At 63.3% G+C, this 12,588-nt stretch carries 11 protein-coding genes; 4 read left to right on the top strand and 7 right to left on the bottom strand.

Features of this window, described 5'->3' with window-relative positions; all coding sequences use genetic code 11:
* Both MPJ51_RS18480 and MPJ51_RS18475 read right to left on the bottom strand, forming a co-directional pair.
* A partial coding sequence (locus MPJ51_RS18480) for an MFS transporter (protein WP_298389691.1) occupies positions 1-1,232 on the bottom strand: 1,232 nt, incomplete at its 3' end.
* Positions 1,233-1,338: 106 nt separating this feature from the next.
* Positions 1,339-2,217: a DMT family transporter gene (locus tag MPJ51_RS18475; protein ID WP_298389694.1), complete on the bottom strand. Its 879-nt coding sequence runs from the start codon at positions 2,215-2,217 to the stop codon at positions 1,339-1,341.
* A gap of 304 nt (positions 2,218-2,521) precedes the next feature.
* On the opposite strand from MPJ51_RS18475, the gene MPJ51_RS18470 reads away from it, so the two are divergent.
* The 3 genes from MPJ51_RS18470 to MPJ51_RS18460 all read left to right on the top strand — a co-directional run bounded on the left by MPJ51_RS18470 (position 2,522) and on the right by MPJ51_RS18460 (position 5,845).
* Complete coding sequence (locus MPJ51_RS18470; protein WP_298389689.1) at positions 2,522-3,709, top strand: aspartate aminotransferase family protein; 1,188 nt, start codon at positions 2,522-2,524, stop codon at positions 3,707-3,709.
* A 77-nt stretch (positions 3,710-3,786) separates the two neighbouring features.
* The gene (gene argF / locus MPJ51_RS18465; RefSeq protein ID WP_298389687.1) at positions 3,787-4,713 is read left to right on the top strand and encodes an ornithine carbamoyltransferase; all 927 of its coding nucleotides are present in this window, start codon (positions 3,787-3,789) and stop codon (positions 4,711-4,713) included.
* Between the two features lie 157 nt (positions 4,714-4,870).
* Complete coding sequence (locus MPJ51_RS18460; protein WP_298389685.1) at positions 4,871-5,845, top strand: 2-dehydropantoate 2-reductase; 975 nt, start codon at positions 4,871-4,873, stop codon at positions 5,843-5,845.
* 56 nt (positions 5,846-5,901) lie between these two features.
* On the opposite strand, the gene MPJ51_RS18455 is transcribed toward MPJ51_RS18460, so the two are convergent.
* The 4 genes from MPJ51_RS18455 to MPJ51_RS18440 form a co-directional block, all read right to left on the bottom strand.
* The gene (locus MPJ51_RS18455) at positions 5,902-7,380 is read right to left on the bottom strand and encodes an inorganic phosphate transporter (RefSeq protein WP_298389683.1); all 1,479 of its coding nucleotides are present in this window, start codon (positions 7,378-7,380) and stop codon (positions 5,902-5,904) included.
* Positions 7,381-7,497: 117 nt separating this feature from the next.
* Entirely contained in the window at positions 7,498-7,923 is a 426-nt protein-coding gene (locus MPJ51_RS18450; RefSeq protein ID WP_337959821.1) for an NUDIX hydrolase, read from the bottom strand.
* 194 nt (positions 7,924-8,117) lie between these two features.
* Positions 8,118-10,571 (bottom strand): ATP-dependent helicase HrpB, encoded by a 2,454-nt coding sequence (hrpB, locus tag MPJ51_RS18445; protein WP_298389679.1) that lies wholly within the window; start codon positions 10,569-10,571, stop codon positions 8,118-8,120.
* A 41-nt stretch (positions 10,572-10,612) separates the two neighbouring features.
* A complete protein-coding gene (locus tag MPJ51_RS18440) occupies positions 10,613-11,320 on the bottom strand; it encodes a DUF3108 domain-containing protein (protein WP_298389677.1) in 708 nt (235 codons plus the stop codon).
* Between the two features lie 84 nt (positions 11,321-11,404).
* On the opposite strand from MPJ51_RS18440, the gene meaB reads away from it, so the two are divergent.
* Positions 11,405-12,382: a methylmalonyl Co-A mutase-associated GTPase MeaB gene (gene meaB / locus MPJ51_RS18435; RefSeq protein WP_298389675.1), complete on the top strand. Its 978-nt coding sequence runs from the start codon at positions 11,405-11,407 to the stop codon at positions 12,380-12,382.
* A 12-nt stretch (positions 12,383-12,394) separates the two neighbouring features.
* Here meaB and MPJ51_RS18430 read toward each other — a convergent pair.
* Positions 12,395-12,588, bottom strand: a 194-nt coding sequence (locus MPJ51_RS18430) for a hypothetical protein (RefSeq protein WP_298389673.1), incomplete at its 5' end; no start/stop codon positions are given.

Genomic DNA, 12,588 nt, shown 5'->3' with positions numbered 1-12,588 from the left:
TAGGTCTCGGCCAAAACCCCGGGCTGCAAGGCGATCCGAGGTTTGCCGAGGCGCGGGTGCAGGCGGGCGGCGATCGCCCAAGCTCCGTAGAGAGCAAAGCCCCCGGCAGCAAAGACACCGGCCACCGGCGTGACCAGCAGGATCAATGAGGCCACGCCGGGTGTCACGATCCCCGAGACATCGCGATAGCTGGAATAGATCGCCGACATCTCGGTCCGTTCCGAGGGTTTCACTGCCATCAGGAAGGGCAATCCGGCGCAGATATCCAGCACGATCAGCCAGATCGACCCCAGAACCAGCGCCGCGACCGAGGCGATGGGCCATCCGGCAATCGCCCCGGCGATGACGAAGCAACTGCCACAGGCGGCAAAGCCGATGCGCACCGCGGCCCGCAGGGACCGTCCCTGCACCCAGCGCAGGATCAGGGGGGCGCCAAACAGCATCGCGTTGGTGCAGGACAGAAGGATGCCGCCCAGCTGCTCTCCCAACCCGTTCTGGATCGCGAAGATCGGCAGGTAGACGACGTAAATCCACCAGCCGCAGGACCGGATCACGGCGAACATATAGCCCGAGACCAGCCTTGGTTGGGCAAAGAACCGGGGCAGGAAGGCCACGGGGTTCTTCGCGACCCCGCGCGCCTTGGTGATCAGCTTGCCGTTGCCCAGACGCATGCGCCAGAACTGAACCAGCATGGCAGAGGCGGCAACCGCGCTGATGACGAAGGGGGCGGGGGGCCAGACCTCCATCAGCAAGACGCCGGCCATCGGGCCGCCGGTCCAGCCCAAGGCGCTGTAGAACATGCGGCTGGTTTCGCACCGGCCCAGTTCGATCTTGCTGATGTAATCCAGCACATAAGCGTTGAAACAGACGAAGGTCACGACCGTGGCAACCGTGTTCAAAGCCAGCGCGCCGACCACGGCGATGGGGCTGCCCTCGATGGCCAACAGCGCGCTGGCGACGAACATGATGCAGCCGACCGAATAGGCCCATCTGCGCGGGATGAACCGGATGATGAACGGCACCATCAGACCGGCAATCAGCGACACGATCCCGATCAGGAAATACAGAAACGAAACCTGAGAGGCATCGCCCAGCGCCCGGTACATGACCAGCGGAAAGACCGAGATCAGGATGCCGCGCACCACGGCCTCGAACCCGGCGAGGATGCCGAAATCGCGGACCGAGGGGGCAGGGGCGTGGCGCACCCATTCTGGGATACGGCGTTCATGCATGGGCAAACTCTCAAACCAACTGGTGCCAGATAGCGTTTGCGTTCAGGCCGTTTCATGAGGATTTGCGACATGGGCGTCGCCTGTGGGCCAAGTGGCAGAGTTTTTCTCAGCGCCGTGCCCGCGCCTCGCGCCAGACAAGGATTAGCGCGCCGACAATGATGATGGTGGAACCCGTCAGGCTGACCGCATCCGGGATCACCTCGAACACGGCAAAATCGTAAAACGCGGCGAAAACCAGTGTGGCATAGCTGATCGGCGCCACGAATGAGGCATCGGCTCGTGCCATGCCATTGACGAAACAGGCTTGCGCGCAGGCCATCAGCAATCCGATCCCGGCCAGCGCTGCCCATTGTTGCGGGGTGGGCATCTGGAACACAAAGCTGACCGCGACCGTCGCGATGACCAGCCCCATGGAATTGTTGACCAGCAGGATCTGGAGCGGGATTTCTCGCCCCGAGAGTTTCTTGATGAAAATCAGTTCCATCCCAATCACAACCGCCGCCGTCAGTGCCAACAGGGCAGCGGGTTGAAAACTGTCCGGGGTGGGCCGCAGCAGGATCAGCGCCCCAACCAGCGCGACGGCAGCGGCGAACCAGCGCCATGGGCCGACACCCTCTTTCAGCAGGGGGATGGCCAGCACCATGGCAAAGACCGGGTTCAGGAAGGAAATCGCCGTGGCATCCGAGATCGGGATATAAGCGACCGAGGCGAACATCAGCGTGATCCCCGTCCAGCCGAAACTGGTACGCCCTATATGCAGCCCCCAATGCGGGCGGCTCAGGCGTGGGCGCAGCACGGCAACCGCGCCGAGGATGGCCAGAAAGGCAAACAGAAACCGTCCGTGGCTGATCTGCATCGGATGCAGGGCGGGGCCCAGCGTTTCGGTCCCCAGCGCCTTGGCCAGCAGCGTGGTGCCCGCCATCAAGGCGCTGGCGGCAAAGATTAACAATGCCGCAAGGGCGGGGTTCTGGCGCGCGGGTGTCATGGCCAAGCGGTGCGGCAGACGGGACCGAATGGCAAGCGGGAAATGCATGTTCACCGCAAGTTTCACTATGAAATTTCCACCGTGGCGATTTGGGGTTTTCAGATCGCGCCCGGCCCGCTATACGGCGCGGCATGATCAAACACGCACATATCCTGCGCCTCCGACGTCGACGCCTGACCGCGTAACCGGCCCGTTTGATCCTATTGCGCTGCTCAAAATCCGCGCAAACCCTACCAAATCAGTTGACGAACCGTGCCTTCGTGTATCACTCACGGGGCTTAACCTACCTGAAAAGGATGATCCGATGATCCCGTCCGTTCTGCCGACCTATAACCGCGCGCCCCTGACATTCGTGAAGGGCGAAGGCGCCTGGCTGACCGAGGCGGATGGCCGACGTTTTCTGGACCTCGGCGCCGGGATCGCGGTGAACGCGCTGGGCCACGCCCATCCCGCGCTGGTCAATGCGCTGACCGAACAGGCGCATGCGCTGTGGCATGTCTCGAACCTTTATAACATTCCGCAACAGCAGGCGCTGGCGGACAAGCTGGTCGAGCATACCTTTGCAGACACGGTGTTCTTTACCAACTCGGGCACGGAATCCTGCGAACTGGCGGTGAAAATGGCCCGCAAGTATTTCTATGACAAAGGTCAGCCTGAACGGGTCGAGATCATCACCTTCGATGGCTCGTTCCACGGTCGGTCCTCGGCCGGGATCGCCGCTGCAGGGTCCGAAAAGATGACCAAGGGCTTTGGCCCGTTGCTGCCCGGTTTCGTGCATCTCACGTTCGGAGATCTGGACGGCGTCACCAACGCCATCACCGACAAGACCGCCGCCATCCTGATCGAGCCGGTTCAGGGCGAAGGCGGCATCCGCTCCGTTCCAGACGCTGAACTCAAGGCCCTGCGCCAGATCTGCGACGATAACAGCCTGTTGTTGATCCTTGATGAGGTGCAATGCGGCGTCGGGCGTACCGGCAAGCTGTTCGCGCATGAATGGGCCGGGGTCACCCCGGATATCATGATGGTCGCCAAAGGCATCGGCGGCGGCTTCCCTCTGGGCGCCGTGCTGGCCACCGAAGACGCGGCCAGCGGTATGACCGCAGGTACCCACGGTTCGACTTATGGCGGCAACCCGCTGGGCTGCGCCGTGGGCTGCGCGGTGATCGATCACGTGGCCACGCCCGCCTTCCTCGAAGGCGTCAATCGCAAGGCGGGTCTGCTGCGCCAGAAGCTGGAGGGCCTGATCGCCGACCACCCCGACGTGTTCGAAGAGGTGCGCGGGTCGGGCCTGATGCTGGGCCTCAAATGCAAACCGACCAACTTGGATGTGGTGAATGCCGGTTATGACAACGAACTCATCACCGTTCCCGCCGCCGACAACGTCATCCGCCTGCTGCCCCCGCTTACCCTGACCGAGGACGATATTGCCCAAGCCCTGATCCGCCTCGAAAAGACGGCCATGCAGATCGAGACCACCCTCACCACTGCCTGACCCTTCATCTTTTCCCAAATACTCCGGGGGTGTGGGGGCTGGCCCCCACGCTCCGTGACATCCAAAAGCGACACGATATGAACCACTTCCTTGATATCCACAAAACCGACGCAGTTGAGCTGCGGTCCATGATCAATCAGGCTGGCGCAATGAAACAGGCCCGGCTTGGGCGCCCCAAGGCGGCGCTGGATGATGACCAACCTCTGGCAGGGCGCATGGTGGCGCTGATCTTCGAAAAGCCGTCAACGCGTACCCGCGTCTCATTTGACGTGGGCGTCCGGCAAATGGGCGGTCAGACCATGGTGCTGTCGGGCAAGGACATGCAACTGGGCCATGGCGAAACCATCGCCGACACCGCCCGCGTGCTGTCGCGCTATGTCGACATGATCATGATCCGCACTTTCGATGAAACCATCCTGACAGAGATGGCGGAATATTCCGACGTCCCCGTGATCAACGGCCTGACCGACCGCACCCATCCCTGCCAGATCATGGCAGACGTCCTGACCTTCGAGGAACATCGCGGCCCCATCGCAGGCAAAAAGGTGGTCTGGACCGGCGACGGCAACAATGTCTGTGCCTCCTTCCTGCATGCGGCGGGTCAGTTCGGGTTCGACCTGACCTTCACCGGCCCGGCGCAATTTGATCCCGAAGAAGAATTCATGGGCTTTGCCCGCCAAAAAGGATCGACCGTCGTGATCGAACGCGATCCGTTCAAAGCGGTCGAAGGCGCCGATCTGGTGGTGGCCGACACCTGGGTCTCGATGCACGATTCCCAATCAGCCAAGGAACGCCGCCACAACCTGTTGCGCCCCTATCAGGTCAATACCGAGCTGATGTCCCACGCCAAACCCGACGCGCTGTTCATGCACTGCCTGCCCGCCCACCGGGAAGAGGAAGCGACTTCTGAGGTGATGGATGGCCCCCAGTCGGTCATCTTTGATGAGGCGGAAAACCGGCTGCATGCGCAAAAAGCGGTCATGCGCTGGTGCCTGGGCGTCTAGGTGTTCGACGCCGGTGACATCCAATAAATCACACCGGTTGAAAAAACGACTCGGGACTGGTGTGACAAGCCCCGAGGTTGCGCAACGTCATCGGGCGTACAACCTTGCCTGAACACCCGGTCCCGGTGATCCTTCTGACCAATCAGGAGGGATCACCATGCGGATCGTGATCGCAGGCGCTGGCAGTATCGGCTGCTTTTGCGGAGGGCTGCTGACAGCGGCAGGCCATGACATAACCTTGCTGGGCCGCACCCGGGTGCTGGACCCGATCCGCGCCAACGGGCTGACGGTCAGCGATTTCTCGGGATTGCGCCGGGCGGTGCCCGCCAATCAGTTCACGCTGACCGAAGCTCCGGACTGTATGGCGCAAACCGATCTGATCATCGTGACGGTCAAATCCGGCGCGACTGGTGAAATCGCCGATCTGATCGCCACCCACGCCGCTTTCGAAACCCCAGTGCTGTCCTGGCAAAACGGTATCTCCAATGCCAAGACCCTGCGCCAGAGGCTGCCGGATCGCGATACCCGCGCCGGAATGGTGCCGTTCAACGTCGTTCCCAACGGCCCGGCCAGCTATCATAGGGCTACATCAGGGGATATCGTGATCGAAAGCGGGGCAGGGGATCTGGCGCTCCGCCTGTCCAGCCGGGCCCTGCCGGTCACCGAAAGCGACGATATCGAGGCGCTGCAATGGGGCAAACTGATCCTCAACCTCAACAACGCGCTGAACGCCCTGTCGGGCCTCACATTGCAACAACAACTGCTTGACCGCGACTGGCGTCGCCTGATGGCCGACCAGATGAGCGAGGCGCAATCGGTGCTCAAAGCCGCTGGTCACCGGATCGCATCAACCACGCCGCTGCCTGCTTGGATGACACCCCTTATCCTGCGCCTGCCGACCCCTGTTTTTGCGCGCATCGCGGCCCGGATGCTGACCATTGATCCCAGTGCCCGCACCTCGATGGCCTATGACCTGAAGGCAGGCCGCCCCACCGAGATTGACAGCCTGCAGGGTGAAATCATCCGCCTCGGTGCAGTGACCAATATCCCCACACCGATCAACGCGCGCGTGGCCGGATTGATCCAGCAGGCCCCGACCGATCCGCTCTCACCCGATCAGATCAGGCCATAACCTCTTCTTCTGTTCAAAAATACCTCGGAGCGCGAGGCAGAGCCTCGCAAAATCCATCAGTTGAATGCAGTCAGCACCCAGAAAACCGCGCCCGACATGACAGCCGCCGCAGGCACGGTGATGACCCAGGCCGCGACAATGGTCATGAAATGCGACCGGCGTACCAGCTTGCGACGCTGCACCTCTTCCAAGGCCAGCCGCGTTTCCATGGGCCGCTGACGGTTAGAGTGCTTCCGGCGACGGTCGGTATGCCATTCCCGGTAAAAGCCGACGCCGAACACCGCGCCCACCGCGATATGGGTTGAGCTGACCGGCAGCCCCAGCCAACTGGCGACAATGACAGTAATCGCTGCCGACAGGGCCACGCAAAAGGCCCGCATCGGGTTCAACTTGGTGATCTGACTGCCCACCATGCGGATCAGCTTGGGGCCAAACAGGAACAGCCCGAAGGAAATGCCAAAGGCTCCGATGATCATCACCCAGGTTGGGATCACGACCTTGGCGGCGAAATCCCCGAACTCGGCCGCATGGACAATGGCCGCCAGCGGCCCCACCGCGTTGGCCACGTCATTGGCCCCATGGGCAAAGCTGAGAAAGGTGGCCGAGATCACCAGCGGCAGCCCGAACAGCACCTTGAGCGAGCGGGTGCGGTTCTCCAACCCTTCGGATTTGCGGCGCACCCAGGGTACGGTGATCGCCCAGACCAGCAGCCCGGTGCCCAACCCGATCAGCAACGCCATCTCGGGGCCAATGCTGACGATACGTTTCAGGCCCTTGACCGCCAGATAGGTGGCAAACGCTCCGGCCATCACCGCGACCAGAATGGGCACCCAGCGGCGTGCGGCGGCGATCTTGTCGTCCTGATACTGAATCCGGGCCTTGATCAGTGCCAGAAACCCGGCGGCGATGACACCGCCCAGAACCGGTGAGATGACCCAGCTGGCCGCGATCGTGCCCATGGTCATCCAATCGACCGCGCCAAGCCCGGCAGCCGCGATCCCGGCCCCCATGACGCCGCCCACAACCGAATGTGTGGTCGAGACCGGAGCCCCCACCCATGTTGCCAGATTGACCCACATCGCCGATGAGATCAGCGCCGACATCATCGCCCAGATGAACACATTGCTGTTTTGCACCGACATCGGGTCGATGATCCCCTTGGAGATGGTCGAAACCACATCCCCGCCCGCCAGCAACGCCCCCGCGCTTTCGGCCACCGCAGCAATGGCAATGGCCCCGGTCATGGTCAGCGCATTTGCTCCGACCGCCGGGCCCATATTGTTGGCCACATCATTGGCGCCGATATTGATCGCCATATAGGCGCCAAAAGCCGCTGCCGCGATGACGATTAGCGCGCCATCGGCTTTTCCGAACAGTATGGCCGCCAGCAATCCTGCCAGCACGATAAAGACCATCGCAATACCCGGCGCCATCAGCGGGCGCGCGACAAAGGCATTGGCGCGTTCTACATTGGTGATACGGTGCAGGTCGCTGTCCAGCGTCTGCCAGCGGGTCTTTGAAGAGGTATCGGACATATCATTCAGGCCATTCTGCTCTGACACAGCGCGCTAACGGCTTATGCGAAGCAGGGCAAGGCGGTTTTCATAATCGTGAAGTCCGATGTGCCGGGGCAGTTTGTCGGCCTCTGGGGCCTATAACTGCAACAGCAGATCGCGCAATTCCGGTTCCCGCACCTGCTCAGCCGCCTTTGTCGGGGAGAACCAGCGCCGTTTGCGCTGATGAGCCTCGGGGAAATCTTCGGCCAGTTCGGCGACCTGAATCTGATAGACGCTGGTCAGAACCGACTGGGCCGAGCCATCCTTGAGGATTTTGTTGTAGCTGAACTGCCCAACGGGTTCGGGCGCGACGGAATCGGCGCAGACGCCTGCTTCTTCCCAGGCTTCCTGTCGGGCGGTTCCGGCGCCGTCCAGCCCTTCGATGGGCCAGCCCTTGGGGATGATCCAGCGGCCGGTGCCCCGGCTGGTGATCAGCAGAACCTCGCGGTCATTGCCTGCGTTGCGGGTGCACAGGGCTGCGCATTGCACCCGGTGGGGGCGCAGGATAAGCGGTCTTGCCACCTCATCCCATATGTTACGCAGCCATTTCGTCATGTTCCGCCTGTTCGGCCCCCTTCTGTGGGGTGCCGGTTTTTAGTCAGTTAAGCTTACCTTGTGAATAACTCAATAACATGAGGTTAATTTGCAGGTTTTTGGCGGAAAAAAGCGGGTATTGTGCGGTTTTTGACTCAGTTCGGGCGTCCAAAAGGCCCCCGTCAGCCTTTTCGCCGCTTCGCGCGCAGGGTCGGGTCGGCTTGTGTCGGGTCCTCGGGCCAGGGATGTTTGGGATATTGCGCCCGCATATCCTTGCGGACATCCGCATAAGACCCCGCCCAGAACCCGGGCAGATCGCGGGTGATCTGGATCGGGCGCTGTGCCGGGGACAGCAGGGTGATCTTTAACGCCTCGCCGCCGATGACGGGATGTCGGGTGACGCCGAAAACCTCTTGCAGGCGCAGGGCGATTTCGGGGATCGCGCCGCTGTAATCAATCGGCACCTTGCGGCCCAAAGGTGTCTCGAACGCCCCCGGCGCGCGGCGGTCCAGTTCCTGCGTCTGCGCCCAGTTCAGTCGGGCGCGCAGGGCGGGCAGCGGATCGAACCGCTTCCAGTCTTCAGCGCTGCGCACGTCGTCCAGCATCGGCAGCAGCCAGCCCTCCAGATCGCGCGTCAGGCCGGGGATCGAGAAATCGGGCAAATCCGCGCCTTCGCCCCGTACCAGTTCCACCCGGGCGGCCAGTCGGGCGGCGGGGCCGTTCAGCCGCAGACCCAGATCGCGCACGCCGTCCAGCATGGCCTGCGCAACCGCCTCATCCGGTGCGTCTTTCCAAATACGGTCGCTGAGCGTGATCGCGCCCAGCCGCTCCTGCTGCCGCGCCACAACCCGGCGGTCGCGTTTGGACCAGTCACAACTGTCGACCCATTCGATCTGATCGCCAAACAGGTCGCGGATTTCGCGTTCGGAGATCTGGGCGGCCAGTCGCACTTTTGCCTCACGCGGATTGCCGTCGGTGTCGAGCGTCACCAGATAGGGGGCAGCGGCCAGAGGATCGCCGCTGTCCAGCACTGCACCCTTGCCGCCGGACAGGACATATCGCGGCTGATCGCCCTTACGTCGTTGCCCGATCCGGTCGGGATAGGCCAGCGCGGTCATCGCCGCCGGGCTGAGGTCGCTTGTGATCTTGGGGGCTTGTGCGCGTAGACGTTTGGTCTCGGCCTTGATCCGGTCCACCGCGCCGGGATTGACCTGCCATGGGCGGTTACGCTGAAAGGCGCGCAGGTCGCGCAGTGCTTCCATCCGCAGGGCCAAATCGATCGGAGCACCTTTCAGCGGATCGCGCTCGGCCATTAACGCGGCAAGGGGGGCGGCATCAGCACCCGCGCGCACCAGCATATGACCCAGCCGAGGATGCAGGGGCAGCGCCGCCAGCGCCCGCCCGTGATCGGTGATCCGCCCCTTGCCATCCAGCGCGCCCAGCAGGGCCAGCAACGCCCGCGCCTCGGCCATGGCACCTTCGGGCGGCGCGGTCAGAAAGGCCAGATCATCCGCATCCGCGCCCCATAGGGCCAGTTCCAGTGCCAGTCCGGTCAGGTCTGCCGCTTCAATCTCAGCCGGAGGGTAGGCCGCCAATGCGCCTTCTTCGCCTTTGGACCAAAGCCGGTAACACAGCCCTTCGGCCACACGCCCGGCGCGGCCTGCGCGTTGGGTGGCTTCGGCCCGGGTGACCCGTTCCGTCACCAGCCGCGACATGCCCGAGCCGGGATCGAACCGCGCCCTGCGTGCCTGCCCCATGTCCACCACCACGCGGATATCGGGGATCGTGAGTGAGGTTTCGGCAATCGAGGTCGCCAGCACCACCTTGCGGCCCGTCTCTACCGGCGCAATCGCAGCCCGTTGCGCGGCAAAGGGCAGGGCACCGAACAGCGGGCGCACCGCGCAGCTTTGCGGCAACCGCCCGGTCAGAGCGGTTTCTGCGCGGCGAATTTCGCCCTCGCCCGGGAGGAAGACCAGCATACTGCCGCCGGTGCCGCGTGTTTCCTTTTCGGCCTGTACCACCAGATCGACCAGCGCATCCAACCGACGGGCCTTGGGACCGAGAGGACGGTCCAGCCAGCGCGTTTCAACCGGGAAACTGCGCCCTTCCGAGGTCACCAGCGGGGCGTCCATCAGCCGCCCGACGGGTTCGGCATCCAGCGTGGCTGACATGGCCAGCAGGATCAGGTCATCGCGCAGGGCGCCCGCGACCTCAAGGCACAACGCCAACCCCAGATCGGCATTCAGAGAGCGTTCGTGGAATTCGTCGAAGATCACCGCGCCGATGCCCGGCAGGTCGGGATCGGATTGCAGCATCCGGGTCAGGATGCCCTCGGTCACGACTTCGATCCGGGTGGATTTCGCGACCTTGGCCTCACCCCGCACGCGGTAGCCGACGGTCTGGCCCACAGGCTCGCCCAGCGTTTCGGCCATGCGTTCCGCTGCTGCCCGCGCGGCCAGACGCCGGGGTTCCAGCATCACGATGCGCCCCTTGCACAGACCGGCCTGCAGCATTTCCAACGGCACCCGTGTGGTCTTGCCCGCACCCGGAGGCGCCTGCAGCACCGCCCGGCCACGGGTGCGCAGGGCGTCCAGCAATTCGGGGATGGCGTCATCAATGGGCAAGCGCGTGGTCATGCGCGCTTTATCCGTCATCCCCCGGGCGGCGTCCAGTTCCGCTATTTCCGCACCACAGTGGCAGCCCCGTAGATGGTCTGCGCCTCGACCCGCAGGGCGCGCATCACCGGGCCTGCGGGGACATAGGTCACCGTTACAGGGAATTGGCTGCCCTGACGCAGATCGCCGGGCGCATAGCCGCCAATCCGGGTGAACGCGCCGCTGCATTGGACCTTTTCACCCACATCGCGACGTTGAGACAGGGTGATTTCGGTCAGGCGTTCGCCGTCAAAGATTTTCTGGCGCAACGAGCACAAGTCTTCGGGCCGTTGATCCCGCAGAACCATGAAGATCGCGGTCAGCGGATCGACCGACCCGCGCTGCTGCGCGTCGGTCACGGCATGAGCCCCCCGGTCGCTGATCTCGGGGCCGCTGGCACGGGCCACGCCGTTAGAATAGTCCAGCCGCACGCGCGATTCGCGCTGTCCGGTGTCCATATCCTCGACATAGCGCCGGGGCTGGAAACGGGCGCCCTTGCGGCGGCCTTCGGCCAGTAAAAGAAACTCGACGCGTTTTATCGCACCGGCCAGACCGGTGGTGGCCAGCCGCCCTGACACGGCATAGCGCGTGGCATCGAGATCGGCACTCAACGTCATCTCACCCACCTTCACACCAAGGGCGCGCAGGGCAAAGCGGGCGGGTTCGGCCTGTGCCAAAGCGGGGGCCATGCAGACGATCAGCAAAACGGCACAGAGGCGGGTGTGTGACATCGGAAGCGACTCCTGAATGGTCCGGGCTGGACAAATCACCCGGCGGGGCGGCAAGTAGTCTTGCCAGTGGAATTGGGGGGCGAAATGGACATAGACAGCCTTGCTGACAGGATTTTGAACGGGGACCGGCGGGCGCTGGCCCGGGCGATCACGCTGGTGGAAAGCGGACGTGCGGATCACCGCACGCAGGCCACGGCGTTGCTGGATCAATTGGCCGGGTCCGGGCGGCAGGCGCTGCGCATCGGGCTGTCGGGCACGCCGGGTGTCGGTAAATCCACCTTTATCGAAAGCTTTGGCATGATGCTGACCGGGCAGAACCTGCGCGTGGCGGTTCTGGCGGTCGATCCCAGCTCGGCCCGGTCGGGTGGTTCTATTCTGGGGGACAAGACCCGGATGGAGCGGCTGAGCCGCGAGAAAAACGCCTTTATCCGTCCCTCACCCAGCCAGAGCCATCTGGGCGGCGTCGCCCGCCGCACGCGCGAGGCGATCGCGCTGTGTGAGGCTGCAGGCTTTGACGTTGTGCTGATCGAAACCGTGGGTGTCGGCCAGTCCGAGACGGTCGTGGCCGAGATGTCCGATCTGTTCCTGCTGCTGTTGGCACCGGCGGGCGGGGATGAGCTGCAAGGCGTCAAGCGCGGCATCATGGAGATGGCCGACATGATCCTGATCAACAAGGCGGATGGCGACCTGAAAGCAACGGCCACGCGCACCTGTGCCGACTATGCGGGGGCATTGCGCCTGCTGCGCAAGCGCCCGCAGGACCCGGAAGGGTTTCCCAAGGCAATGACCGTGTCCGCTGTTGAGGAACATGGGCTGGAACAGGCCTGGGATGAGATGCAGGGCCTTACCGCCTGGCGTCGTGAGAACGGGCACTGGGTGCAGAACCGCGCCGTTCAGGCGCAATACTGGTTTGAACAGGAAGTCCGCGCCGCCCTGCTGGCGCGCCTGTCGACCACCCATGCCCGGGCAGAGCTGGACCAACTGGGGGCCGAGGTCCGCTCCGGTCACCTGAGTCCTTCGGCAGCGGCGGACCGGATGCTGGCAGGGTTGCTTGACGATTAGGCCTGCCCGTGCTCAGAAAATGCAATTTATGGTTGAATCCGACTGATGACCTGAACATGGTTTGATGATATAATGCATCTTGAATGCATTTGATCGCAATTTGCGGAGCCATCGCCTATGCCCGATATCAACGGCAACAATGGCAATGACGACATCGAGGTCACCAATGACAACGGCACCCTGAACGGCACGCCGCAGGGGACGCC

The sequence above is a fragment of the Ruegeria sp. genome, assembly GCF_028066395.1.
GTDB lineage: Bacteria > Pseudomonadota > Alphaproteobacteria > Rhodobacterales > Rhodobacteraceae > Ruegeria.
This window is presented reverse-complemented; position numbering and strand designations above follow the sequence as displayed.

Bases quoted from the DNA above. Each gene is read 5' to 3' on its own strand.
- MPJ51_RS18470 (WP_298389689.1), top strand. From the start codon at position 2,522: ATGATCCCGTCCGTTCTGCCGACCTATAACCGCGCGCCCCTGACATTC.
- argF (WP_298389687.1), top strand. From the start codon at position 3,787: ATGAACCACTTCCTTGATATCCACAAAACCGACGCAGTTGAGCTGCGG.
- MPJ51_RS18440 (WP_298389677.1), bottom strand. From the start codon at position 11,320: ATGTCACACACCCGCCTCTGTGCCGTTTTGCTGATCGTCTGCATGGCC.
- MPJ51_RS18460 (WP_298389685.1), top strand. From the start codon at position 4,871: ATGCGGATCGTGATCGCAGGCGCTGGCAGTATCGGCTGCTTTTGCGGA.
- meaB (WP_298389675.1), top strand. From the start codon at position 11,405: ATGGACATAGACAGCCTTGCTGACAGGATTTTGAACGGGGACCGGCGG.
- MPJ51_RS18475 (WP_298389694.1), bottom strand. From the start codon at position 2,217: ATGACACCCGCGCGCCAGAACCCCGCCCTTGCGGCATTGTTAATCTTT.
- hrpB (WP_298389679.1), bottom strand. From the start codon at position 10,571: ATGACCACGCGCTTGCCCATTGATGACGCCATCCCCGAATTGCTGGAC.
- MPJ51_RS18455 (WP_298389683.1), bottom strand. From the start codon at position 7,380: ATGTCCGATACCTCTTCAAAGACCCGCTGGCAGACGCTGGACAGCGAC.